We start from the raw sequence: 22,676 nt of genomic DNA on the forward strand, positions 1-22,676 counted from the left end.
TTAGCGGTTGCTGGACATGAATTGTTTGCAGCGTGCCGAAAGCGGGTTCTCGAACACCTGCTGTGGCGATCCTTGCTCTTCCACCAGGCCCTGGTGCAGGAACACCACTTCACTGGAGACCTGACGGGCAAAGCCCATTTCGTGGGTGACCAGCAGCATGGTCCGGCCTTCTTCGGCCAGGGCGCGGATCACGTTGAGCACTTCCTGGACCATTTCCGGGTCCAGTGCCGAGGTCGGCTCGTCGAACAGGATGACTTTGGGCTGCATCGCCAGGGTGCGGGCGATGGCGGCGCGTTGCTGCTGGCCGCCGGAGAGCTGGGCCGGGTAGGCGTGGCGCTTGTCGGCGATGCCGACCTTGGCCAGCAGCGCTTCGGCCACTTCGATGGCTTCGGCCTTGCTCTGGCCGAGCACCCGACGCGGCGCCTCGATGATGTTGTCGAGCACGCTCATGTGCGGCCAGAGGTTGAAGTTCTGGAACACGAAGCCGATTTCGCTGCGCAGGCGGTTGATCTGCTTGCCGTCGGCGGCAACCAGTTCGCCGTTCTTGGCGGCCTTGAGCTTGAGTTCTTCACCGGCCACCAGGATCTGGCCCTGGTGCGGGTTTTCCAGGAGGTTGATGCAACGCAGGAAGGTGGACTTGCCGGAACCGGAGGAACCCAGGATCGAGATCACATCGCCGTCGCGTGCGGTTAGCGAGACACCCTTGAGTACCTCCAGCGAGCCGTACCGTTTGTGCAAGTTGCGGATTTCAAGCGCGGGCGTGGCCTCAGCCATGTGCGGTCCTCATGAGTTCATTGCGCTCCTGCTGGTAGCGGCTTTTCTGGCGAGGCGCCAACCTAGCATAGCGTTCGAATGACAGCCAACAGCGCTTCAGGGTGTAAGCAGACGGCGTGTGACAGGTTGTCGCATCGGCACAGCAGACTGTCGCCCCGTCAACAACCGAACGCCCGTTTGAACCCTGTTCCCAGCGGGTGTCGCGTAAAAAAAGGCGCGATGGTGCCAGCTTTGGCCAGGTGTTGGAAGGGTAAAACGGCCAAAGGTTGCGTATCCGCCCTCTATTTGTGCGTCGCACACTTTTTGTGTGTGTTTCTGGTGCGCTGCTTCGTTCTACAAATGGGTGGTGCGGTAACGTTCTGGCGCAAGGCCATTAATCTCAAGGACTTGCGCTCATCCGTCGGTCGCCTTCGCAGGCCGCGCCGGCTGGGAGCCTGTAACATTTTGGCGCAAATCTTGCGTAAGAAATAAAGAACGCCCTGTTGGATTCTTTTTACGAGAAAGAATATCCAGGCCGGGTGGACGCTTTCGCTTTCTTCGCAAAGGTAGTTTCAATGAGCAGTACGCAGACCTCCAATGACCTCGAACAGGGGCTCAAACCGCGGCATGTCACCATGCTGTCGATCGCCGGGGTAATCGGCGCCGGGCTGTTCGTCGGTTCCGGCCACGCCATCGCCGAAGCCGGCCCTGCCGTGCTGCTGGCCTATGCGGCCGCGGGCACCCTGGTGGTGCTGGTGATGCGCATGCTGGCCGAAATGGCCGTCGCCTCGCCGGACACGGGTTCCTTCTCGACTTATGCCGACCGCGCCATCGGCCACTGGGCCGGTTTCACCATCGGCTGGCTGTACTGGTGGTTCTGGGTGCTGGTGATTCCGCTGGAGGCCAACGCCGCCGCGACCATCCTGCATGCCTGGTTCCCTGATATAGCGATCTGGGCCTTTACCCTGGTCATTACCTTGCTGCTGACCGCGACCAACCTGTTCAGCGTGAAGAACTACGGTGAGTTCGAGTTCTGGTTCGCCCTGATCAAGGTCGTGGCGATCATCGGTTTCGTGGTGCTCGGCCTGCTGGCGATCTTCGGCCTGCTGCCGACCAGCAATGTCAGCGGCGTCTCGCACCTGTTCGATACCCAGGGCTTTTTGCCCAACGGCATGGGCGCGGTACTCGCCGCCATGCTGACCACCATGTTCTCGTTCATGGGCACCGAGATCGTCACCATCGCCGCCGCCGAATCGAAGAACCCGGGCCAGCAGATCAGCAAGGCCACCAATTCGGTGATCTGGCGGATCGGCCTGTTCTACCTGGTATCGATCTTCATCGTCGTGGCCCTGGTGCCATGGAATGACCCGAGCCTGGCCCAGGTCGGTTCCTACCAGACCGTGCTCGATCGCATGGGCATCCCCAACGCCAAGCTGATTGTCGATCTGGTGGTGCTGGTGGCGGTGACCAGTTGCCTGAACTCGGCGCTCTACACCGCCTCGCGCATGCTGTTCTCCCTGGGCAAGCGCGGCGACGCCCCGGCCGCGGCCAAGCGCACCAACACTAGCGGCACGCCTTACTGGGCGGTGATCCTGTCCACCGCAGCCGCCTTCCTCGCGGTATTCGCCAACTACGTGGCACCCGCCGCGGTGTTCAATTTCCTGTTGGCCAGTTCCGGCGCCATTGCCTTGCTGGTGTACCTGGTGATCGCGGTATCGCAGCTGCGCATGCGCCAGAAACGCACGGCGGCCGGCGAGAAGATCGCCTTCCGCATGTGGCTGTTCCCGGGCCTGACCTACGCGGTGATCGTGTTCATCGTCGGGGTGCTGACTATCATGCTGTTCCAGGAAGGGCACCGTATGGAGATCGTCGCCACCGGCCTGCTGAGCATCGTCGTGATCGCGGCGGGCCTGCTGGTTGCGCGTCGGTGCAAGCTGGAGAAGCAGGCGGCCGGTGTATTGAGCCGCGCCTGAGTTTTTCCCGGTAACGAAAAAGGCCGCTGTCAGTGCTGACAGCGGCCTTTTTATGGCCTGTACCGACGCTTTCGCGGGCAAGCCTCGCTCCTACAGATGAAGGTGATCCGTAGGAGCGAGGCTTGCCCGCGATGACGATTGAACATTCGACGCAGCAGCGAGGGTCATGCAGGGCGCGCTGTAGCCGCAGGCTGCGCCAGCGGCTACAGATTGTGTTGAAGCTTATTTCTGCATCAGGGCTTCCGAGGCGGCCAGGTAGGCGGCCTGGAACTCCGGGCTTTCGATCCAGGCCAGGGCGCCGGCCTCGTCGCTCTCGGTGGACCACTGGCGGTACTCGATCAGGGCGGCGAGGATGAAGTCCATGGCGCCTTCCTCGCCTTCCTGCTCGTAGACGATTTCCAGCAGCGGGTCTTCCAGGAACGCCGCGCACATCGCCTGCTGGCTGGTCTTCTCGGCGTCGATCATCTTCTTGAACAGCTCGGTCAGGTCCACTGATTCGAAGTCGATGCGGTCGTCGTTCGGGTCCAGCTCCACCGGCGCAGCGTTGCGCTGGGTGCGGTTCTGCTTGGCCTTGGTTTTCGCCCGCTGGGCTCTTTTGTGTTGCTTGTTCGCAGATGCCATGGGCGTCATACCTTTTGCGCAAAGAGGGGGCCAGGGATGGATACAGTGTCCGGCCTGGCTTTCAGGCGGCAGAGGATGCCAGTAAATGCGCTGCCTGGCACGCTCAACGGCTACCGCTGATCAGGCGTCCCGGGGTGTCGCTGGGCAATGTGGCGTGTTGCAGCCAGGCCAGGGCGATCGGCCACAGGCGGTCCTGGTAATGGCTGCGGAAAAACGCGAAGTGCCCGACTTCCCGCTCGCCGATGTCCGCAGGTTCGATGCGCCAATGGCTGCGCTGGCTGGCGGTGAAGTAGCCCAGCAGGCGCTCGATGGCCGGCACGGTGCCGTAAGGGTCGTCGCTGATGCTGATGGCCAGCAGCTGCGCCTCGACCCGGGCGAAGGGGAGCGCCGGGTCCCGGCGCGCCAGGTGGCGCCCGCTGGGCCGCCGTTGATAGTGCGCGGTGGGCGTGGCCCAGTCGCGCACCACGCCGGCGGGGGTGTCCTCCAGCCAGCCCAGGCGCTTGCCGGGGAAGTAGCCGTAAATCGCCGTCAGCAGCGGCATCACGACATGCCATTTGCCCAGCATGCGCCAGCGGCTCGCCGGGGCGTAGTCGCGCCAGTAGGCGAACTGCGCGCCTACGGTCACCACGCGGCGGATCAACTGCCCGGATGCGCCCAGCCCCGCCGCGCAGCCGCCGAAGCTGTGTCCGACCACATCGATGGGCTGGCCGGGGCATTCCCGCTGCGCGCGTTGCAGCATGGCTTCGAAGTCCAGGCTGCCCCAGTCCGACCAGGACGCCTTCAGCTTGCGCATCGAGGCCGGCCGCGACTCGCCGATGCCGCGGTAGTCGTAGGTGATGACGTCGAAGCCATGGCTGAACAGGTAATCGGCGAACCGCGAATAGTGCCGACAACGCACGGAGGTGGCGGCATTGATGATCACCACCGGGCGTGCGGGGTCCGGTTCGGCATGGCGCCAGGTGAAACCACCCAGGATAAAGCCATCGGCGGCGGGTTCGCGGAAGGCTGTGCCGGGGCTGCTGGTCACGGTGCTGGCCGGGTGCAGGGGCGAGGGCGGGGATTGCACGGTCATCGGCGCGTATTCCTTTGCGGGCGAAAAGGCGTGTCGGCTCTTTTTAAGTGCAAGCATTAATAACCGCCTTGTCCGCGCCGTGGCAACCGTCGGGACAGGCGCGCTGCTAGGTACTTTTGGTTAAAAGCATCACACCGAATCGATCTAAACGGCCTGGCATCGGGGCGTACACTGAATATCAGGGCCTGGGGGCGATCACGGATGCATGACGCTTACGGGCTGTTCATTCGAGCATCGTTTGCCTGAGGCGTAGCTGGACCATTCAAGATGAAAAGGGGAGACCCGGACGCTGCCGTTCTGGGGCTGGGCTCTTGGCGGTGGCGTTTCCCATTCAGTGGTTCGAGACGAACCCGGGAGTGCTCATCATGAAGTCCTTTTACTTGTGTGTCGTAACAGGCGTTCTCGCGGCGTTCCTGTCACTCGCGCCGTTCAGCGTACAGTCCGCCACCCCCAGCAACGAACCCATCGACCCGGCGGGCGTGCAGCTGGAACCTCAACAGCAGAACGGCATTACCTATCTGTCCGGCGGTATCGGCCTGGACGAATCGCGGACGCTCTTGCAGACCAAGGGGTACAACCTGCACATGACCTTTTCCGTCGGCCCGGAAAACAAATACACCTCGGATGTCGACCTGGCGATCCAGAATCCGCAAGGGCAGCCGGTCCTGACCCTGAATCAGGTGGGCCCCATCGTCTTTGTGCAACTGCCGGCCGGCAAGTACCAGGTTGTCGCCACCCGTGGCGGGCGTACCGAGCGCAGCGCGGTGGATATGAAAGTGGCGGGCATTCGCGACCTCAACCTGCATTGGAATGAAGGTTATTGAGTGAAGGCTGCAATGCTGAAAACAGGCGCATCAAATCGCAGGCAATAAAAAACCCCTGAATCTTGCGATTCAGGGGTTTCGGTATTAGTGGTGCCCAGAGACGGAATCGAACCGCCGACACGGGGATTTTCAATCCCCTGCTCTACCGACTGAGCTATCTGGGCAACGGGGCGCATTAAACGGGTTTTTCGGGGGGGCGTCAAGCAAGTTTTGAAAAAAAGTTTAATTATTACCGCCGCTTACGTTCCCGCCCCGATTTGAGTGCAATTACTCGGACGGCGGCACGTAGCCGTCGGCCTTGGCGTATTCCTCGCCGGAGAAGAACTTGTCCATCTCGCCCTGCAGGTATTTGCGGTCTTCGGCGTTCATCATGTTCAGGCGTTTTTCGTTGATCAGCAGGGTCTGGTGTTTCTGCCAGTCGGCCCAGGCCTTGGCCGACACGTGCTCGAAAATCTCCTGGCCCTTGGCACCCGGGTACGGAGGACGCTCCAGGCCCGGCAATTGTTCTTTGTACTTGCGGCACATTACGGTGCGGGTCATTGCAACTCTCCTGCGTTCAATACGTCGGCCGCGCGTTTGAGCAGCTTTTTCACCGGGGCGGCAAGGCCCAGGCGCGGCGGGGTGGCGAGGTTATACCAGAGCCAGTCGGCCTCGGCCACGTGATGGGTGGATGCCTGGACCTGCACCAGCCAGGGCTCGATGGCCAGCTGGAAGTGACTGAAGGTATGCACCAGCCCGGGCATTTCCTGTTGCTTGCCCAGCTCCAGCGAGTGCTGCGAAGCTAGGTGTTGCAGGTCCGCCAGGTCGTCCAGCTCCGGCAGGCTCCACAAACCGCCCCACAGGCCGCTGGAAGGCCGGCGGTACAGCAGGATGGCGCCTTCGTGGTTGGCCAGCATCGGCATCAGCGTGCGTTTCTGCGGGACCGTCTTGCGTGGCTTGGGAATCGGGTAGCGGGTTTCCAGGCCCAGCATGTGCGCTTCGCAGCCTCTCTCCAGGGGGCACAGCAGGCAGCTGGGTTTGCTCCGGGTGCAGAGGGTGGCACCCAGGTCCATCATCGCTTGGGTGTAATGGTTCACCCGGGTCTGCGGGGTGAAGCGCTCGGCCGCGGCCCACAGCTGCTTGGCCACCTTGGGCTCGCCCGGGTAGCCCTCCTGTGCGGTAAAGCGCGCCAGCACCCGCTTGACGTTACCGTCGAGGATCGGCGCGCGCAGGCCCATGCTGATGCTGGCGATGGCGCCGGCGGTGGACAGGCCGATGCCCGGCAACTCGGTGAGTTTTTCCACGTCGCGGGGAAACTCGCCGCCATACTCGGCGACCACGATCTTCGCGGTCTTTTGCAGGTTGCGCGCGCGGGTGTAGTAACCCAGGCCGGTCCACAGGTGCAGCACTTCGTCTTCCGGCGCGGCGGCCAGGGCCTGGACCGTCGGCAGCGAGGCCATGAACCGGTCGAAGTAGTTGAGCACGGTGCTGACCTGAGTCTGCTGCAACATGATTTCCGAGACCCATACCCGATACGGGTTGATCTCTTGCTGCCAGGGCAGGTCATGGCGGCCATGGCGGTCGTACCAGTCCAGTACCGCCGGTGCGAACTGCTCGGCCCTCATCGTTTGAACAGCCCTTTGAGCGCGTTTTTCAGTTCCGGGCTGACCTTGTCGCCCAGCTTCTCATCGAGTTTTTCGCTGAGGCGATCGCCGGCCAGCTTGGCCGCGACCTGGCCCAGGCCGTCGCGGTCCAGGCGGCAGGCCTTGGCGCCCAGTTCCAGCGGGCCGCGGCAGCGCAGCGGCAGTTCGATGCCGACAAAACGCTCGCCGACCTGGCAGGCCGGGTCCGGCACGTCGCTCTTGTCGCCTTCGACGACGATGCCGACGCGGTAATCCATGCCCAGTACGCGCAGGTCGATGTCGCCATTGCCTTTGACGCTCATGCCCGGGATGCGCACTTTCAGGTCCGGGTTGCTGGCCACGCCGTTGCGCAGGGTCAGGTTGCCCTTGAGTTCCTGGAAGGGTGTGTCCTTGCCCCGCGGCTCGCTGCTCAAGGTCTTGCGGTTCAGCGTGGCGATGCCCTGGCACACTTGCTGTTCGAGGTTGGCATTGAGCAGCACGCCGTTGTTGACGACGAAGCTGGCGTTGCCGTTGAGGCTATCGACCAGCGCTTTCTGGCTGTTGCCGCTGCTGGTCAGGTTGCTGTCGAGGGTCACCAGGCCCTTGACCGGCGGGGTCTGCCCCTGGCTTTCCAGGATGCGTTCCACCGGTACCCGGTTGATCCTGGTCTGCAGGCTCAACTGTGGCGTTGGCTGGCGCACGTCGAGGTTGCCGTTGGCTTCGAAGCTGCCGTTGTACAGCTCGCCGCGCAGGCCTTCGAGTTTCAGCAGGCCGCCCTGGCCGTTGGCCTTGAGCGTGGCGTTCTGGATCGACAGCTTGTCCAGGGTCAACTGGCCGAAGCTCAGGTCGGCGTCCACATCCAGCTTGCTCAGGCGTTCCACCGGCAGCAGGCGCTCGGTGCTCCAGGCGCCCTTGGTCGGCGCGTCCGGCAGCGGCGAGTTGCCGGCCCCGGCGACGGCGCTGGCTTCGCTGCTCTGCACTTCGGCCTTGCGTGCCACCGCGGCGCTGTTGGCTTCGGCGGATTTCGGCGGCAGGTAGCGGTCGACGTCGAAGGTGTCGGCCTTGAGCTGGGCGCGCAGCGATTGCTTGGCCAGGTCTTCGACCGCCAGGCGGCCGCTGAAGCTGCTGTCGTCGAGTTTCAGGTTGATGTTTTCCAGGGCGATGCTGTTCGGCGTGGCGGACAGGCGGCTGACCAGCTCGACTTTGCTCAGGCTGCCTTCGGCCATGGCCGGCAGGGTCTGGCCGATGCTGTCGACGAACTTGGCCAGGTCGAACTGGGCGATGGAAATGCCGCCGTTGAGCTGCGGGGTCTTGTCCAGGTCGTTGACCTTGAGCTCGCCGATGGCGCGCAGCTGGTTGAGCGAGAGCTTCAGGCTGTTCCATTCGGCGACGTTGGCGGCCTTGTCCAGCAGCAGCTGGCCCTGGGCGGCGAAGGTCAGGGTCTTGCCTTGCAGCGGATCGCCGGCGGCTTCGCCGGACAGTTTCATGTCTTCGAACTGGTAGCGCTTGAGGACGCGGTCGAAGCGCAGCTCGCCCTTCAACTCGGTGCGCACGCGCACGACCGGCTGGGTGCTGGCGAGGAAGGCGGTGAGCTTGACCGGGGTATTGGTCGCTTCGTGGATCGGGCCGGTGCTCAGTTGGATGCTTTCGGCGGTGAACTGCTTGCCGCTCTGTTCGTCGTTGTATTCCACCCGGGCGTTGTTCACGGTCAGGCTGTCGATATCCAGGCGGATCGGCTGCGCCGGTTTTTCCGTGGTGGCCGGGGTCGTGGTCGTGGTTTCGCCGGTGCTGGTGGCCGGGGTTGCGGCCTGCTTGTCGGCGGGGGCGACCTTGCCGATGTCTTCCCAGTTGCCGTGGCCATCCTTGTTGCGGGTCAGGCGCAGGTTCAGGCCTTCGACACGCACATCGCTCATCTGCACTTCGCGGCGCAGCAACGGCAGCACGCGGACCGACAAGCCGAGCATCTGCAAATCGGCGAACGGCTGGGTCGGGTTGGCCAGGGTGGCGACCCCGGCTTCATGCAGTTCGAGGCCGAGCCAGGGGAACAGGCTCCAGCCGATATCGCCATTGAGCGTCAGCTCGATGTGGGCCTTGTCGCGGGCTATCTGGCGAATTTCTTCTTTGTAGTCGTTGGGATCAAACAGGTGAGTCAGGGCGAAGCCGAGAGCCACGATGATCAGCAACAGCCCGAGAAGTACCAGACCCAGGATTTTGCCGAACGCTTTCATGGGCGAGTCCTTGTAGTGTCGAATTCGAATTTAGCCGGGGAGTATAACGCCCCGGACCTGGCCGCTGGTCACTGATCGCTTTGCAGCACATCCAGCGGTATCTGCAGCTTGGCCGCCAGCGCCTGGGCTTCGAGGTGCCCGGCGGGGGCCAGCAGGCGCAAGGTGGCGCCGTGCCGGGCGGCCATTGTCCGGGCTTCGCTCACCAGTCGCTCGGCCACGCCGCGACGCCGGGTGATCTTGCGCACACACAATTGGGACAGGTGCCAGACGTCTTGGTGCCGTTGCAGGCGGGCGGCGCCCAGCAGGCGGTCGTTGAAGCGCCCGGCGATCAGGCTGCCGTCGCCCAGGGCGGTCTCGATCAGTTCCATATCGTCGCGCTGCGGGGCGAACAGCCAGGGCGGGGCGTCGCGGTAGATCTTCTGCAGGTCCTGTTGATCCTGATAGCTGGCTTGTTTCAGCGACTCGACAACGATGGGCATGGGGAATCCTGTGCAGAGCGAAGGAATGGCTGGCCATTATCGACAGCAGCGCGCGGGCTGGCGAGGGGCAGGCTTCTGTAGGAGCGAGGCTTGCCCGCGAAGCGTTCTGCCTGACACACCGCATAACACCCATCGACGGCAAGCCTGGCTCCTACAGAAGCGTTATTGCCGTCTTGCGGAGCAGATGACGCTGAAAAGGTGATGGCAGTTTGCTTTTTCTGTCACGAGCAAATGGTAATCTCTCGCAGTTCATCTGCCCTTCCGCGACCAAAAGTCGCACTCTATGGAGCTTCACTCGATAAAACGGCCACGTCTGCGTGCAAAGGTCGTGAGTGGAGAGTGGCCGGCGAATAATTCCAATAATTGGGGGAAACACTCATGAGCACTAGCACCGAGGCGGGCGCGATTGCCGCCCAGCCGGCGTTCTTGTCCAAAGAACGCATCATCGCCAAGCCCGGTTTCAACCGTTGGCTGGTTCCACCGGCCGCCCTGGCCATCCACCTGTGCATCGGCATGGCCTACGGCTTCTCGGTGTTCTGGTTGCCGCTGTCCAAGGCCCTGGGCGTGACCGCCCCGGTGGCCTGCGCCCCGGACATGAGCTTTATCGCGCAGGTCTTTTCGTCCCAGTGCGATTGGCCGATCTCGATGCTCGGCTGGATCTATACCCTGTTCTTCATTTTCCTCGGCTGCTCCGCGGCGATCTGGGGCGGCTGGCTGGAACACGCCGGCCCGCGCAAGGCCGGTGTGGTATCGGCGCTGTGCTGGTGCGGCGGCCTGCTGATTTCGGCGCTGGGTATCTATACCCACCAGATCTGGCTGATGTGGCTCGGCTCCGGCGTGATCGGCGGTATCGGCCTGGGCCTGGGCTACATCTCGCCGGTGTCGACCCTGATCAAATGGTTCCCGGACAAGCGCGGCATGGCCACCGGCATGGCGATCATGGGCTTCGGCGGTGGTGCGATGGTCGGTGCGCCGCTGGCGGCGGCACTGATGAGCCACTTCGCTTCGCCAACCGGCGTCGGCGTCTGGCAGAGCTTCCTGGTGATGGCGGCGATCTACTTCGTGTTCATGATCGGTGGCGCGCTGTCGTACCGCGTGCCGCCGACCGGCTGGAAGCCCGAGGGCTGGACCCCGCCGGCGAAAAAAGCCGCGAACGCGATGATCACCCACCGTCACGTGCATGTGAATGTGGCCTGGAAAACTCCGCAGTTCCGCCTGGTATGGCTGGTGCTGTGCCTGAACGTTTCCGCGGGTATCGGCATCCTCGGCATGGCTTCGCCGCTGTTGCAGGAAGTCTTCGCCGGCAAGCTGCTGGGCAATGAACTGGCCTTCGGTCAGCTGGATGCCGCGCAACTGGCGTCGATCGCCGCGATCGCCGCCGGCTTCACCGGTCTGTTGAGCCTGTTCAACATCGGTGGTCGCTTCTTCTGGGCGTCGTTCTCCGACTACCTGGGGCGCAAGAACACCTACTTCGTGTTCTTCGCCCTGGGTTTTGCCCTGTATGCGCTGATCCCGAACCTCGGGCACTTGGGCAACGTCGCGCTGTTCGTGGCGGCGTTCTGCATCATCCTGTCGATGTACGGCGGCGGTTTCGCCACGGTTCCGGCCTACCTGGCGGACCTGTTCGGCACCCAGATGGTGGGCGCGATCCACGGCCGCCTGCTGACCGCTTGGGCGGCGGCGGGCGTACTGGGGCCGGTGCTGGTGAACTACCTGCGTGAATACCAGTTGAGCATCGGTGTCGAGCGTGCCGCGGCCTACGACATCACCCTGTACATCCTCGCCGGCCTGCTGGTGCTGGGTTTCCTGTGCAACCTGCTGGTGCGCCCGGTGGCCGACAAGTACTTCATGAGCGACGCCGAGCTGGCCGCCGAACAGGCGCTGGGCCATGACAAGGGCGCGGACAGCACCACCGTGCTGGAGTGGAAAGCTTCGTCCGGCAGCGTGCCGCTGGCGGTCGCCGCCTGGCTGGTGGTGGGTATTCCGCTGGCGTGGGGCGTGTGGGTCACCCTGCAGAAGACCGCGGTGTTGTTCCACTAAGTGATTGCGCCTGGTACTGCTGCCAGGCGCATCGATCTTTTTCTGTAGGAGCGAGGCTTGCCCGCGATGAGCGAACGATAGCGGGGGTATACCTGATGCACCGCGCGATCCTGTTCGCGGGCAAGCCTCGCTCCTACAGAAGATTTGCGATCGGTCGTGGGCTTTCGGGAGGCTTCGGTAGCGGCCATCGATTTCATATTGCTTGTCATGACAGGTACAGCCCCGGCTTTATTGGCTTCAGCCCGTCAGGATCTTGTCCTGCGTGTTCCTGTTTAGCCGCCGTCCGGCCTATAATGTTCGCCTTTTTCGCCCAATGATTTTGCGGAGCTGGTGATGGCCGAACGTAAGGCGTCCGTCGAGCGCGACACTCTGGAAACCCAGATCAAAGCCTCGATCAACCTGGATGGCACCGGAAAGGCCCGATTCGATATCGGGGTTCCCTTCCTTGAGCACATGCTGGACCAGATCGCCCGTCACGGGCTGATCGACCTGGATATCGAAAGCAAAGGCGACTTGCATATCGACGACCACCACACCGTGGAGGATGTCGGTATCACCCTGGGCCAGGCCTTCACCAAAGCCATCGGCGACAAGAAGGGCATCCGTCGCTACGGCCACGCCTACGTGCCGCTCGATGAAGCGCTGTCGCGCGTGGTGATCGACTTCTCCGGCCGCCCTGGCCTGCAGATGCACGTGCCTTACACCCGCGCCACCGTGGGCGGCTTCGATGTCGACCTGTTCCAGGAATTCTTCCAGGGCTTCGTCAACCACGCCAACGTCACCCTGCACATCGACAACCTGCGCGGGCACAACACCCACCACCAGATCGAAACCGTGTTCAAGGCTTTCGGCCGCGCGCTGCGCATGGCCGTGGAGCTGGATGACCGCATGGCCGGGCAGATGCCTTCGACCAAGGGCGTGCTGTAATGCAGACGGTCGCGGTTATCGATTACGGCATGGGCAACCTGCACTCGGTGGCCAAGGCCCTCGAGCACGTTGGCGCCGGCAAGGTGCTGATCACCAGCGATGCCAATGTGATTCGCGAAGCCGACCGGGTGGTCTTCCCCGGCGTCGGCGCGATTCGCGACTGCATGGCGGAGATCCGTTGCCTGGGCTTCGACGCGCTGGTGCGTGAAGTCAGCCAGGACCGTCCGTTCCTCGGCATCTGCGTGGGCATGCAGGCCTTGCTCGACCGCAGCGAAGAGAACGACGGCGTCGACTGCATCGGCCTGTTCCCCGGCCAGGTGAAGTTCTTCGGCAAGGGCCTGCATGAGGACGGCGAGCACCTGAAAGTCCCGCACATGGGCTGGAACGAAGTGAAACAGGCGGTGAGCCATCCGCTGTGGCACAACATCCCGGACCTGGCGCGCTTCTACTTCGTGCACAGCTACTACATCGCCGCCGGCAACGCGCGGCAGGTGGTCGGTAGCGGCCACTACGGCGTCGATTTCGCCGCGGCACTGGCCGAGGGCTCGCGCTTCGCCGTGCAGTTCCACCCGGAGAAAAGCCATACCCATGGCCTGCAATTGCTGCAGAACTTCGCGGCGTGGGACGGTCGCTGGTAAATGGCGGTCAAGAAGAAGGCGCCGATCCTGACCCTCACGCCCGAGCAGGAGAGTGAGGCCAATCACAAGATCCAGCGCTTCATGGAAGATCGCTTCGAGCTCGACCTGGGCTCGTTCGAGGCGGCCGAGATTCTTGAACTCTTTACCCGCGAAATTGCTCCGCACTATTACAACAGGGCGATTTTCGATGTGCAGGCCCAGCTCAAAGAGCGGTTCGAAAGCATCGAAAGCGACCTGTGGGCGCTCGAGAAAAACTGATTTCCGAGTGAAGCTGAACAATCGAATTTGAAGGTTTGCCAGATGCTGATTATCCCCGCTATCGATCTTAAAGACGGTGCCTGTGTACGTCTGCGCCAGGGCCGCATGGAAGATTCCACGGTGTTCTCCGATGACCCGGTGAGCATGGCTGCCAAGTGGGTGGAGGGCGGCTGCCGCCGTCTGCATCTGGTCGACCTGAACGGCGCCTTCGAAGGCCAGCCGGTCAACGGCGAAGTGGTCACCGCCATCGCCAAGCGCTACCCGAACCTGCCGATCCAGATCGGTGGCGGCATCCGCTCGCTGGAAACCATCGAGCACTACGTCAAGGCCGGCGTGAGCTACGTGATCATCGGCACCAAGGCGGTGAAAGAGCCGGAGTTCGTCGCCGAAGCTTGCCGCGCCTTCCCGGGTAAGGTGATCGTCGGCCTGGACGCCAAGGACGGTTTCGTCGCCACCGACGGCTGGGCCGAGGTCAGCAGCGTGCAGGTCATCGACCTGGCCAAGCGCTTCGAAGCCGACGGCGTGTCCGCCATCGTTTATACCGACATCGCCAAAGACGGCATGATGCAGGGCTGCAACGTACCCTTCACCGCCGCCCTGGCCGCTGCCACCAAGATCCCGGTGATCGCTTCCGGCGGTATCCACAACCTGGGCGACATCAAGGCCCTGCTGGACGCCAAGGCTCCGGGGATCATTGGCGCCATCACCGGCCGCGCGATCTACGAAGGCACCCTCGACGTCGCCGAGGCGCAAGCCTTCTGCGATTCGTACCAAGGCTGAGGACTCACCATGGCGCTGGCTAAACGCATCATCCCTTGCCTGGACGTGGACAACGGCCGGGTGGTCAAGGGCGTCAAGTTCGAGAACATCCGCGATGCCGGCGACCCGGTGGAAATCGCCCGTCGCTACGACGAGCAGGGCGCGGACGAGATTACCTTTCTCGACATCACCGCCAGCGTCGATGGCCGCGACACCACGCTGCATACCGTCGAGCGCATGGCCAGCCAGGTATTCATCCCGCTGACCGTGGGCGGTGGCGTGCGCACCGTGCAGGACATCCGCAACCTGCTCAATGCCGGGGCGGACAAGGTCTCGATCAATACCGCGGCGGTGTTCAACCCCGAGTTCGTCGGCGAAGCGGCGCAGCATTTCGGCTCGCAGTGCATCGTCGTCGCCATCGATGCGAAGAAGGTTTCCGGGCCGGGCGAAACTCCGCGCTGGGAGATCTTCACCCACGGCGGGCGCAAACCTACCGGGCTGGACGCGGTGGAGTGGGCGAAGAAGATGGAAGGCCTGGGTGCCGGCGAGATCCTGCTGACCAGCATGGACCAGGACGGCATGAAGAATGGCTTCGACCTGGGTGTGACCCGCGCCATCAGCGATGCCCTGGGCATTCCGGTGATCGCCTCGGGCGGTGTCGGCAACCTGCAGCACCTGGCCGACGGCATCCTCGAAGGCCACGCCAGCGCGGTACTGGCGGCAAGTATCTTCCACTTCGGCGAGTACACGGTTCCGGAAGCCAAGGCTTATATGGCGCACCGCGGCATCGTCGTGCGGTAGCCACTGGACAGCATGGCGGGCTCGCGGCACTCTTGGGCACGCCATGGATTCCGGTAGCCCGTCATGTTCAAACGTCTTCTTCTTGTTCTTGCCAGCGCTTCGGTCCTCTTCGCCGCAGGCGCTCGCGCAGCGCAAACGCCAGGCACCTCCCTGGTGCTGCTGACGGAAAACTTCCCCCCCTACAACATGGCCAAGAACGGCAAGAACTTCGCCCAGGGCGAGAATATCAACGGCATCGCTGTGGATATCGTCCGCGAAATGTTCAAGCGTGCCGGGATCAATTACAGCCTGACCCTGCGTTTTCCCTGGGAGCGCATCTACAAGCTCGCCCTGGAGCAGCCGGGGTATGGCGTGTTTGTCATGGCGCGGCTGCCGGACCGGGAGCCGCTGTTCAAATGGGTCGGCCCCATCGGCCCGGATGACTGGATCATGCTGGCCCGGGGCGATAGCAAGATCGCCCTGCAATCTCTGGAGCAGGCGCGCAAATACCGGATTGGCGCCTACAAGGGCGACGCCATTGCCGAGACCCTGGCCAAGCAAGGACTCAAGCCGCTGGTGGTGCTGAGGGACCAGGACAACGCCAGGAAGCTGGTTGGCGGCCAGATCGATCTATGGGCCACTGGCGATCCCGCCGGGCGCTATCTGGCCAGGCAGGAAGGTGTGACCGGGCTCAAGACTGTGCTGCGCTTCCACAGCGCCCAGTTGTACCTGGCGCTGAACAAAGAAGTCCCGGACGAGACCGTCGCCCGGCTGCAGGCCGCGCTGGATCAACTGCGCGAGGAAGGCGTGGTGGAAGAAATCATGGGGCGTTATCTCTGATTGCTCCCCTGTAGCCGCTGCCGCAGGCTGCGATCGACGGCGCAGCCGTCGCCAACGATATTCCATGTCACCCAGGATTATGTGCTGGCCGCATTAGCGGCCGCTACGCGCCTGATCGCCGCCTGCGGCAGCGGCTACAGGGTATGTTGGCCTCACCGGTAAACCCCATCCTTGCCGTGCCCGGCCATGGCCTTGTTGCTGCGCACGCTGATCATCAACTTGATATCGATCCAGTCGATACCCTGGGCCTTGAGCTTGGGCAGTTCGCGTTCGAGCACCGCCAGGGTCTGCGGGTAGGGATGGCCGATCACCACCGCCGAACCCTGCTTGCGTGCCAGGTTGATCGCAGTCTGCAACTGGGTGCCGATCGCCGCTTCGGTGCGTTCGTCGTCGAGGAACACATCTCGGGACACGCTGGCCAGGCCGATCTTCTGCGCCTCGGCGGCGGCCACGGTCTTGGCGCTGGTGCGGCTGTCGACAAAGAACTTGTGGCGGCGCTGCAATTCGCCCATCAGCCAGGCCATGGCCTGGGGCTGGGAGGTCATGCGGCTGCCCATGTGGTTGTTGATGCCGCTGGTGTAGGGCACGGCCTTGAAGGCGGCGTTGAGGCGCTTTTCCAGCTCTTCGATGGGCAGCTCGGGGTGCCAGGCGAAGGGCCCGGTGGCCGGGTCCATGGGCATGTGCAGGATGACGATCTTGCCGGCGCGATGGGCTTCGCGGGCGAACTCGGCGGCGTGGGGCGTGTCGGGCATGATCGCCGTGGTCACCGGGCCGGGCAGGGCGAGTACGCGGCGATCGCGGGGCAGGTTCTGCCCGAGGTCGTCGATGATCAGGCTTAGGTAGGCCTTGCGCGGGGCGGGCTCGGCGGCCTGGGTCGAGGTGAAGGCGAGGAGGCACAGAAGCCCGGTCATGAGCCTCCACGACAACCGTGGGAGGGGTTGGCGTTGGTTGATCATGGGGATTTGAAGCATAGGGTTCGGGTAAAGCCTTGGCGGGGTGTGGCGGTCATCAGGGCGCTATCGCGAGCAAGCTTCGCTCCTGCAGAGGAGGCGGCGGGCTTGCTCGCGATGGCTTCCATCACTTGCTGCGGGTGATGCTCAGGCCCTTGAGCAGGCTGAGGGCCTGGGCCAACTGGTAGTCGTCGTCCTGTGGCATCGGCTTGGGCTTGCTGCCGGAAGCGGTCGGCTTGTCGGCGCCGCCGTTGCCATTGCCCAGGTGACCTTGCAGGTCGGCTTCCTTGAAGTACTCGTTGTCCTGCGCTTCGCTGGTGATCTTGGCGCGGCGCACCTCGATGTCCGGCACGATGCCCTGGGCCTGGATCGAACGGCCGTTCGGCGTGAAGTACAGCGCGGTGGTGATCTTCAGCGCACGGTCGTTGTTCAGCGGCAGCACGGTTTGCACCGAGCCCTTGCCGAAGCTGGTGGTGCCCATCAGCACCGCGCGTTTCTGGTCCTGCAGGGCGCCGGCGACGATCTCCGAAGCCGAGGCGCTGCCACCGTTGATCAGTACCACCATCGGCACCGCTTCGCTTTCGTCCTTGCCGGTGGCGGAGAAGCGCAGCTCGGAGTTGGCGATGCGGCCCTTGGTGTAGACGATCAGGCCCTTGGTGATGAAGTGGTCGACCACTTCCACCGCCGATTGCAGCACGCCGCCCGGGTTGTTGCGCAAATCGAGGATGATGCCGTTGAGTTTCTTGCCATTGTCCTTGCGCAGCTTGGCCAGGGCCTTGGAGACTTCCTCGCCGGTCTTGACCTGGAACTGGGTGATGCGGATGTAGCCGTAGCCCGACTCCAGCAGCTGGCTCTTCACGCTCTTCACCTGGATGGTGGCGCGGGCCAGGGTCACGTCGAACGGCGCACCGCCGTCGCGGACCAGAGTCAGGGTGATTTTCTGGCCGATCTTGCCGCGCATCTTGTCCACGGCTTCGGTCATGCTCTGGCCGCGGGTCGGCTGGCCATTGATCTTGACGATCAGGTCGCCGGCCTGGATGCCGGCCTTGGACGCCGGGGTGTCGTCGATCGGCGACACCACCTTGATGATGCCGTCCTCGGCGCCGACTTCGATGCCCAGGCCGCCGAACTCGCCGCTGGTGCTTTCCTGCAGCTCGGCGAAGTCTTCAGGGCCCAGGTAGGCCGAATGCGGGTCGAGGTTGCTGAGCATGCCCTTGATGGCGTTTTCCAGCAGGGTCTTGTCGTCGACGGGTTCGACATAGGCGGCCTTGATCCGGTCCATGACCTCGGCGAAGGTGCGCAGCTCTTCGAGCGGCAATGGCGCCTTGGTGGTCGTGGCGGCTGCCGACTGAGCGGTTTCGGCGGCGAACGCCAGGGGCGCACCGATCGCCAGAGCGATCGTCAGGGCCAGCGAGGTGAGGCGGGACAAATGCAGCATGTCGAACGAACTCCTGAATGAGATGGCGCGCTTATCCTTGCGCGCGGCACCATTGTGCCGGGTCGCTTGGGCGACCCTGCTGGCGAATAGCAAAGTACAGTGCAGGCGCGCCCTGTCCGCCACTGCTACCCACAGTGGAGATGGACTCGCCGGCCTTGACCACATCGCCCGCTTCTTTAAGCAGCGTCTGGTTGTGTCCGTAGAGGCTCAAGTAGCCGTTGCCATGGTCGAGGATCACCAGCAGGCCGGCGCCGCGCAACCAGTCGGCGAACACGACGCGGCCGCCGTGGACGGCATGCACCTGGCTGCCGGCCGAGGCGCTGATCATCACCCCGTCCCACTTGGTCCGGGCATCGTCGCCGCGGCTTTCGCCAAAGCGCGCCAGCAGTCGACCATCAACCGGCCATGGAAGTTTTCCCCGGGATGAAGCAAAAGGGCCTCCATAGGAGGCGCCTGCGCTGGAAACCAAGGGGCCGGGCGTCGCTCGGGGCGGCTTGCTCGGGCTCTCGTCGGCATTGGCCTGGGCCTCACGCAAACGCTTTTTTTCGGCTTCCTGCTGGGCGATCAGCGCTTTCTGTCGCGCTTCCTCTGCCTCGCGGGCCTGGCGGGCCAGGGTTTCCTCGATGGTTTTCAGGACCTTGCCCAGATCGGCCTGGTCCTGTTCGCGGGCCTTGAGCTTGTCGCCACGGGCCTTCACGTCGTCATTGAGCTTGGCCAGGGCCACCTGGCGTTCCTTGCGGACCTTGTCGAGTTCTTCACGCTGGGTGTCGAGGCTGCTTTTCTGCACCAGCAGCTGGGCTTGCTGCAGGGAGATTTCCTTTTCGACATTGGCCAGCTGGCGCAGGGTCTCGTTGAAATTCTTCAGCTGCTCCAGGCGGGCCTGGCTCAGATAGTCGTAATAGGTGAGTGTGCGGGCGAATTTTTCCGGGTTCTGCTGGTTGAGCAGCAGCTTGAGGTACTCCTGGCGGCCGTTCTGGTAGGCCGCGCGGGCCTGGATGGCGATCAGTCGTTGCTGTTCAATGCGCGCGCTCTGGAGTTTTTTTTTCTCCTCATCGAGTCGCTGCAGCTCGGATTCGCTTTTCTTCAGCTCTTTCTGCAGGGCATCGACCTGCTTTTCCAGCTTGCCCATCTCGGTTTCGGTGCCGCGCAGGTCTTTCTGCACGCCGGACTTTTCTTCCTGCAGCTTGCCCAGCAGCTTTTTCAGCTCGGCAATATCCTGACGCGTGGCGTCCAACTGCTGTTGGGTTTGCGCGCGCTCGTCGGCGAAGGCCGGTTGGAGCAGGCAGATCAGAGCAAGGGTAATCAGGGCGCGAAGCATAGAGGCGGGCGACACCAGGGAAAGGGACGGCCTAGTATGCCCGCCCCTCGCTGCAAAAAAAACGCCTCAAAGCCAACTGCTTTGAGGCGTTCGTCATAAAAAGCCGTTTGCGGCCCATTATTCGGTCTTTTTGATATCAGACCAATATCGAAGTGCCAGTCATTTCCGCGGGCTGCGGCAGGCCCAGCAGTTTCAGCATGGTCGGCGCCACGTCGGCCAGGACTCCGCCTTCACGGACTTTCAGGTCGCGCTTGCCCACATAGATGAACGGCACCGGCTCGCTGGTGTGGGCGGTGTGGGCCTGGCCGGTGGAGGCGTCGGACATCTGCTCGACGTTGCCGTGGTCGGCGGTGATCAGGGCTTCGCCGCCGACCTTTTCCAGGGCATCGACGATGCGGCCGACGCACAGGTCCAGGCATTCGACGGCCTTGACTGCCGCGTCGAACACGCCGCTGTGGCCGACCATGTCGCCGTTGGCGTAGTTGACCACGATCACGTCGTAGCGCTGGTTTTCGATGGCGTCGACGATCCGGTCGGTGACTTCCGGCGCGCTCATCTCCGGCTGCAGGTCGTAGGTGGCGACTTTCGGCGACGGGATCAGGATGCGTTCTTCGCCCGGGAACGGCTCTTCGCGGCCGCCGGAGAAGAAGAAGGTCACGTGGGCGTATTTTTCGGTTTCGGCGATGCGCAGCTGGGTCTTGCCGTTTTTCGCCAGGTAATCGCCCAGCACGTTTTCCAGGCTGCCCGGGGCAAAGGCCGAAGGGGCCGGAATGCTTGCCGCGTATTGGGTCAGCATGACGAAACCGGCCAGTTTCGGCTGGCGGGCGCGCTCGAATTCCTTGAAACCGTCCTCGACGAATACCCGGCTCAGCTCGCGGGCGCGGTCGGCGCGGAAGTTCATGAACACCACGGCGTCGCCGTCTTCGACTTTCACCGGCTCGCCGAGGGTGGTGGCCTTGACGAATTCGTCGCTCTCGCCACGCTCGTAGGCGGCCTGCAGGCCTTCCTGGGCGGTGGCGGCGTTGAATTCGCCCTTGCCGTCGACGATCAGGTTGTAGGCCTGGGCCACGCGGTCCCAGCGGTTGTCGCGGTCCATGGCGAAGTAGCGGCCGATCAGGCTGGCGATGCGGCCCTTGCCCAGGGTCTTGAAGGTTTCATCCAGCAGTTCGATCGACGAAGTGGCGCTTTTCGGCGGGGTGTCGCGGCCGTCGAGGAAGGCGTGCAGGTAGATCTTCTCGGCGCCACGCTTGAAGGCCAGTTCGGCCATGGCCACCAGGTGGTCCTGGTGGCTGTGCACGCCGCCATCGGACAGCAGGCCGAGGATATGCACGGCCTTGCCGGCGGCCACGGCTTTATCCACGGCGGCGCAAATGGTCGGATTCTCGAAGAACTCGCCATCGCGGATGGCTTTGGTGACACGGGTGAAATCCTGGTACACCACGCGGCCGGCACCGAGGTTCATGTGGCCGACTTCGGAGTTGCCCATCTGGCCGTCCGGCAGGCCGACATCCATGCCCGAACCCGAGATCAGGCCGTTCGGCACGCTGGCGCACAGGCGGTCGAGGACCGGCTTCTTGGCTGCATAGATAGCGTTGGATTCGTGGCTCTCGCTGTGACCGAAGCCATCCAGAATCATCAGGACCAAAGGTTTAGGCGTGGTAGTCATAGATTCCACTCGTGGCTGGATTGGGAGAATGTTGGAAAAAGGGAGTGGCAGTTTAAAGCGAAGTTCCGGTGGCGTCACCGCCGGGCGGGGTTTGGCCGACCCGGAGGGCTGTGTATACTGGCCGACATTTTAACGCCCTGGAACCTCCTTGATGGTTGCTCACCTGATTCAATTCGCCACTGAACACTACTTGCTCGTCGGCGCCTTCGTCATCTTGCTGGCTCTGTTGATCGCTCACGAGTTGAGCCGCGGCGGCCGTAGCCTCAGCACCCGTGAACTGACCGCGCTGGTGAACAGCGAGCAGGGCGTGGTGATCGATATCCGTCCGACCAAGGACTTCGCCGCGGGCCATATCGTCGGCGCGTTGAACATCCCTCAAGACAAACTGGCCGCCCGCGTGGGCGAGCTGGAAAAGCACAAGGCCAAGACCATCATTCTGGTCGATGCCCTGGGTCAGCACGCCGGCACCCACGCTCGCGAGCTGATGAAATCCGGCTTCACCGCCGCCAAGCTGTCCGGCGGCGTTGGCAGCTGGAAAGCCGACAACCTGCCGCTGGTGAAGTGATATGGCTGCCGTCGTCGTCTATTCCAGCGATTACTGCCCCTACTGCTCGCGGGCCAAGTACCTGCTCGAGAACAAAGGCGTAGCCTTCGAAGAGATCAAGGTCGACGGCAAGCCGCAGGTTCGCGCCGAAATGGCCCAGAAGGCCGGGCGTACGTCCGTGCCGCAGATCTGGATCGGCAGCACCCATGTGGGCGGTTGTGACGATCTGTTCGCCCTGGAGCGCGCCGGCAAGCTCGACGCGCTGCTCGCGGCCTGACTGACCACCCAAGTTCAGCAAACCCTACATGACCCCGAGATCAAGAAGGATCTGAGATGACTGACCAACAGAACACCGCTGCGACCGAAGACGAATCCGCACCGCAATTCTCGCTGCAGCGTATCTATGTGCGTGACCTGTCTTTCGAAGCTCCGAAAAGCCCGGCGATCTTCCGCCAGCAGTGGGAGCCGAGCGTCGGCCTGGACCTGAACACCCGTCAGAAGGCGCTGGAAGAGGGTTTCCACGAAGTCGTGCTGACCCTGTCGGTCACCGTGAAGAACGGCGACGAAGTGGCGTTCATCGCCGAAGTGCAACAGGCCGGTATCTTCCTGATCAAGAACCTGGACGACGCTTCGATGAGCCACACCCTGGGCGCGTTCTGCCCGAACATCCTGTTCCCGTACGCTCGCGAAGCGCTGGACAGCCTGGTGACCCGCGGTTCGTTCCCGGCCCTGATGCTGGCTCCGGTGAACTTCGACGCGCTGTACGCGCAAGAGCTGCAACGCCTGCAGGCGGCCGGTGAAGGCACCGTTCAGTAAGAGCTTTGCCCGAGCATGAAAAAAGCGCCGTTAAAGGCGCTTTTTTCATGCTCGGGCGAAACATTCGGGTAGGAGCGAGGCTTGCCCGCGATGGGGCCGACGCGAAACGTCTGAAGCACTGCGTTATCGTTCATCGCGAGCAAGCTTCGCT

24 protein-coding genes and 1 tRNA gene are annotated in these 22,676 nt (G+C 63.2%); 12 read left to right on the plus strand and 13 right to left on the minus strand.

Annotated elements, in window-relative coordinates; genetic code table 11:
- Complete coding sequence (locus tag PMI20_RS05060; RefSeq protein ID WP_007922616.1) at positions 1–774, minus strand: ABC transporter ATP-binding protein; 774 nt, start codon at positions 772–774, stop codon at positions 1–3.
- Positions 775–1,328: 554 nt separating this feature from the next.
- On the opposite strand from PMI20_RS05060, the gene gabP reads away from it, so the two are divergent.
- Positions 1,329–2,726, plus strand: a complete 1,398-nt coding sequence (gene gabP, locus PMI20_RS05065; protein ID WP_007922617.1) for a GABA permease — start codon at positions 1,329–1,331, stop codon at positions 2,724–2,726.
- Positions 2,727–2,948: 222 nt separating this feature from the next.
- Here gabP and PMI20_RS05070 read toward each other — a convergent pair whose 3' ends face one another.
- Together PMI20_RS05070 and PMI20_RS05075 are read right to left on the minus strand one after the other, a co-directional pair.
- Positions 2,949–3,347, minus strand: a complete 399-nt coding sequence (locus tag PMI20_RS05070; protein WP_007921795.1) for a hypothetical protein — start codon at positions 3,345–3,347, stop codon at positions 2,949–2,951.
- A 103-nt stretch (positions 3,348–3,450) separates the two neighbouring features.
- Positions 3,451–4,419 (minus strand): alpha/beta hydrolase family protein, encoded by a 969-nt coding sequence (locus PMI20_RS05075; protein ID WP_007921796.1) that lies wholly within the window; start codon positions 4,417–4,419, stop codon positions 3,451–3,453.
- A gap of 365 nt (positions 4,420–4,784) precedes the next feature.
- Here PMI20_RS05075 and PMI20_RS05080 point away from each other — a divergent pair, with 365 nt between their 5' ends.
- On the plus strand, positions 4,785–5,243 hold the full coding sequence (locus PMI20_RS05080) for a hypothetical protein (protein ID WP_007921797.1): 459 nt from the start codon (positions 4,785–4,787) through the stop codon (positions 5,241–5,243).
- Between the two features lie 88 nt (positions 5,244–5,331).
- On the opposite strand, the gene PMI20_RS05085 is transcribed toward PMI20_RS05080, so the two are convergent.
- From PMI20_RS05085 to PMI20_RS05105, 5 genes are all read right to left on the minus strand, one after another.
- A tRNA-Phe gene (locus PMI20_RS05085) sits at positions 5,332–5,407 on the minus strand.
- A gap of 103 nt (positions 5,408–5,510) precedes the next feature.
- Positions 5,511–5,783: an oxidative damage protection protein gene (locus PMI20_RS05090; protein ID WP_007921798.1), complete on the minus strand. Its 273-nt coding sequence runs from the start codon at positions 5,781–5,783 to the stop codon at positions 5,511–5,513.
- Complete coding sequence (gene mutY, locus PMI20_RS05095; protein WP_007921799.1) at positions 5,780–6,847, minus strand: A/G-specific adenine glycosylase; 1,068 nt, start codon at positions 6,845–6,847, stop codon at positions 5,780–5,782. The genes PMI20_RS05090 and mutY overlap by 4 nt, the downstream gene beginning before the upstream one ends.
- Positions 6,844–9,072 carry an AsmA family protein gene (locus PMI20_RS05100; RefSeq protein WP_007921800.1) on the minus strand — a complete coding sequence of 743 codons (2,229 nt, stop codon included), beginning with the start codon at positions 9,070–9,072 and terminating at the stop codon, positions 6,844–6,846. The genes mutY and PMI20_RS05100 overlap by 4 nt, the downstream gene beginning before the upstream one ends.
- 68 nt (positions 9,073–9,140) lie before the next feature.
- Entirely contained in the window at positions 9,141–9,551 is a 411-nt protein-coding gene (locus PMI20_RS05105) for an acetyl-CoA sensor PanZ family protein (protein WP_007921802.1), read from the minus strand.
- Between the two features lie 378 nt (positions 9,552–9,929).
- On the opposite strand from PMI20_RS05105, the gene PMI20_RS05110 reads away from it, so the two are divergent.
- From PMI20_RS05110 to PMI20_RS05140, 7 genes are all read left to right on the plus strand, one after another.
- Positions 9,930–11,591 carry an OFA family MFS transporter gene (locus PMI20_RS05110; RefSeq protein WP_007921804.1) on the plus strand — a complete coding sequence of 554 codons (1,662 nt, stop codon included), beginning with the start codon at positions 9,930–9,932 and terminating at the stop codon, positions 11,589–11,591.
- A gap of 333 nt (positions 11,592–11,924) precedes the next feature.
- Positions 11,925–12,518, plus strand: a complete 594-nt coding sequence (gene hisB, locus PMI20_RS05115; protein WP_007921806.1) for an imidazoleglycerol-phosphate dehydratase HisB — start codon at positions 11,925–11,927, stop codon at positions 12,516–12,518.
- Positions 12,518–13,156 carry an imidazole glycerol phosphate synthase subunit HisH gene (gene hisH / locus PMI20_RS05120; protein ID WP_007921808.1) on the plus strand — a complete coding sequence of 213 codons (639 nt, stop codon included), beginning with the start codon at positions 12,518–12,520 and terminating at the stop codon, positions 13,154–13,156. The genes hisB and hisH overlap by 1 nt, the downstream gene beginning before the upstream one ends.
- Complete coding sequence (locus PMI20_RS05125) at positions 13,157–13,414, plus strand: DUF2164 domain-containing protein (RefSeq protein ID WP_007921810.1); 258 nt, start codon at positions 13,157–13,159, stop codon at positions 13,412–13,414. It abuts the gene before it with no gap.
- A 42-nt stretch (positions 13,415–13,456) separates the two neighbouring features.
- Positions 13,457–14,194, plus strand: a complete 738-nt coding sequence (gene hisA, locus PMI20_RS05130; protein ID WP_007921811.1) for a 1-(5-phosphoribosyl)-5-[(5-phosphoribosylamino)methylideneamino]imidazole-4-carboxamide isomerase — start codon at positions 13,457–13,459, stop codon at positions 14,192–14,194.
- Between the two features lie 9 nt (positions 14,195–14,203).
- On the plus strand, positions 14,204–14,974 hold the full coding sequence (gene hisF / locus PMI20_RS05135) for an imidazole glycerol phosphate synthase subunit HisF (RefSeq protein WP_007921812.1): 771 nt from the start codon (positions 14,204–14,206) through the stop codon (positions 14,972–14,974).
- Between the two features lie 63 nt (positions 14,975–15,037).
- Complete coding sequence (locus PMI20_RS05140) at positions 15,038–15,793, plus strand: substrate-binding periplasmic protein (RefSeq protein WP_037033848.1); 756 nt, start codon at positions 15,038–15,040, stop codon at positions 15,791–15,793.
- Positions 15,794–15,945: 152 nt separating this feature from the next.
- Here PMI20_RS05140 and PMI20_RS05145 read toward each other — a convergent pair whose 3' ends face one another.
- From PMI20_RS05145 to gpmI, 4 genes are all read right to left on the minus strand, one after another.
- Entirely contained in the window at positions 15,946–16,704 is a 759-nt protein-coding gene (locus PMI20_RS05145) for a divergent polysaccharide deacetylase family protein (protein WP_007930815.1), read from the minus strand.
- Between the two features lie 166 nt (positions 16,705–16,870).
- Positions 16,871–18,181 (minus strand): S41 family peptidase, encoded by a 1,311-nt coding sequence (locus PMI20_RS05150; protein WP_007930816.1) that lies wholly within the window; start codon positions 18,179–18,181, stop codon positions 16,871–16,873.
- A 31-nt stretch (positions 18,182–18,212) separates the two neighbouring features.
- Entirely contained in the window at positions 18,213–19,499 is a 1,287-nt protein-coding gene (locus PMI20_RS05155) for a murein hydrolase activator EnvC family protein (protein ID WP_007930818.1), read from the minus strand.
- Between the two features lie 136 nt (positions 19,500–19,635).
- Complete coding sequence (gene gpmI / locus PMI20_RS05160; protein WP_007930819.1) at positions 19,636–21,165, minus strand: 2,3-bisphosphoglycerate-independent phosphoglycerate mutase; 1,530 nt, start codon at positions 21,163–21,165, stop codon at positions 19,636–19,638.
- 151 nt (positions 21,166–21,316) lie between these two features.
- Here gpmI and PMI20_RS05165 point away from each other — a divergent pair, with 151 nt between their 5' ends.
- From PMI20_RS05165 to secB, 3 genes are read left to right on the plus strand one after another with little or no spacing between them, the layout of a single operon-like run.
- Positions 21,317–21,730 carry a rhodanese-like domain-containing protein gene (locus PMI20_RS05165; RefSeq protein WP_007930821.1) on the plus strand — a complete coding sequence of 138 codons (414 nt, stop codon included), beginning with the start codon at positions 21,317–21,319 and terminating at the stop codon, positions 21,728–21,730.
- 1 nt (position 21,731) lies between these two features.
- On the plus strand, positions 21,732–21,986 hold the full coding sequence (gene grxC, locus PMI20_RS05170; protein ID WP_007930824.1) for a glutaredoxin 3: 255 nt from the start codon (positions 21,732–21,734) through the stop codon (positions 21,984–21,986).
- Between the two features lie 56 nt (positions 21,987–22,042).
- The gene (gene secB, locus PMI20_RS05175; protein ID WP_007930826.1) at positions 22,043–22,525 is read left to right on the plus strand and encodes a protein-export chaperone SecB; all 483 of its coding nucleotides are present in this window, start codon (positions 22,043–22,045) and stop codon (positions 22,523–22,525) included.
- Here the strand turns inward: secB and PMI20_RS05180 are convergent.
- Positions 22,519–22,668, minus strand: a complete 150-nt coding sequence (locus tag PMI20_RS05180) for a hypothetical protein (protein ID WP_155500330.1) — start codon at positions 22,666–22,668, stop codon at positions 22,519–22,521. The genes secB and PMI20_RS05180 overlap by 7 nt on opposite strands.
- Positions 22,669–22,676 lie beyond the last annotated feature (8 nt).

Source organism: Pseudomonas sp. GM17 (assembly GCF_000282175.2).
Lineage (GTDB): Bacteria > Pseudomonadota > Gammaproteobacteria > Pseudomonadales > Pseudomonadaceae > Aquipseudomonas > Aquipseudomonas chlororaphis.

Excerpts from the sequence above, each read along its gene's own strand:
- gpmI (WP_007930819.1), bottom strand. The coding sequence starts at position 21,165 with ATGACTACCACGCCTAAACCTTTGGTCCTGATGATTCTGGATGGCTTC.
- gabP (WP_007922617.1), top strand. The coding sequence starts at position 1,329 with ATGAGCAGTACGCAGACCTCCAATGACCTCGAACAGGGGCTCAAACCG.
- PMI20_RS05090 (WP_007921798.1), bottom strand. The coding sequence starts at position 5,783 with ATGACCCGCACCGTAATGTGCCGCAAGTACAAAGAACAATTGCCGGGC.
- secB (WP_007930826.1), top strand. The coding sequence starts at position 22,043 with ATGACTGACCAACAGAACACCGCTGCGACCGAAGACGAATCCGCACCG.
- PMI20_RS05165 (WP_007930821.1), top strand. The coding sequence starts at position 21,317 with ATGGTTGCTCACCTGATTCAATTCGCCACTGAACACTACTTGCTCGTC.
- PMI20_RS05070 (WP_007921795.1), bottom strand. The coding sequence starts at position 3,347 with ATGGCATCTGCGAACAAGCAACACAAAAGAGCCCAGCGGGCGAAAACC.
- PMI20_RS05080 (WP_007921797.1), top strand. The coding sequence starts at position 4,785 with ATGAAGTCCTTTTACTTGTGTGTCGTAACAGGCGTTCTCGCGGCGTTC.
- hisB (WP_007921806.1), top strand. The coding sequence starts at position 11,925 with ATGGCCGAACGTAAGGCGTCCGTCGAGCGCGACACTCTGGAAACCCAG.
- PMI20_RS05110 (WP_007921804.1), top strand. The coding sequence starts at position 9,930 with ATGAGCACTAGCACCGAGGCGGGCGCGATTGCCGCCCAGCCGGCGTTC.
- mutY (WP_007921799.1), bottom strand. The coding sequence starts at position 6,847 with ATGAGGGCCGAGCAGTTCGCACCGGCGGTACTGGACTGGTACGACCGC.
- hisF (WP_007921812.1), top strand. The coding sequence starts at position 14,204 with ATGGCGCTGGCTAAACGCATCATCCCTTGCCTGGACGTGGACAACGGC.
- PMI20_RS05155 (WP_007930818.1), bottom strand. The coding sequence starts at position 19,499 with ATGCTTCGCGCCCTGATTACCCTTGCTCTGATCTGCCTGCTCCAACCG.
- PMI20_RS05075 (WP_007921796.1), bottom strand. The coding sequence starts at position 4,419 with ATGACCGTGCAATCCCCGCCCTCGCCCCTGCACCCGGCCAGCACCGTG.
- PMI20_RS05145 (WP_007930815.1), bottom strand. The coding sequence starts at position 16,704 with ATGACCGGGCTTCTGTGCCTCCTCGCCTTCACCTCGACCCAGGCCGCC.
- PMI20_RS05105 (WP_007921802.1), bottom strand. The coding sequence starts at position 9,551 with ATGCCCATCGTTGTCGAGTCGCTGAAACAAGCCAGCTATCAGGATCAA.
- PMI20_RS05150 (WP_007930816.1), bottom strand. The coding sequence starts at position 18,181 with ATGCTGCATTTGTCCCGCCTCACCTCGCTGGCCCTGACGATCGCTCTG.
- grxC (WP_007930824.1), top strand. The coding sequence starts at position 21,732 with ATGGCTGCCGTCGTCGTCTATTCCAGCGATTACTGCCCCTACTGCTCG.
- hisA (WP_007921811.1), top strand. The coding sequence starts at position 13,457 with ATGCTGATTATCCCCGCTATCGATCTTAAAGACGGTGCCTGTGTACGT.
- PMI20_RS05060 (WP_007922616.1), bottom strand. The coding sequence starts at position 774 with ATGGCTGAGGCCACGCCCGCGCTTGAAATCCGCAACTTGCACAAACGG.
- PMI20_RS05100 (WP_007921800.1), bottom strand. The coding sequence starts at position 9,072 with ATGAAAGCGTTCGGCAAAATCCTGGGTCTGGTACTTCTCGGGCTGTTG.
- PMI20_RS05140 (WP_037033848.1), top strand. The coding sequence starts at position 15,038 with ATGTTCAAACGTCTTCTTCTTGTTCTTGCCAGCGCTTCGGTCCTCTTC.
- hisH (WP_007921808.1), top strand. The coding sequence starts at position 12,518 with ATGCAGACGGTCGCGGTTATCGATTACGGCATGGGCAACCTGCACTCG.
- PMI20_RS05125 (WP_007921810.1), top strand. The coding sequence starts at position 13,157 with ATGGCGGTCAAGAAGAAGGCGCCGATCCTGACCCTCACGCCCGAGCAG.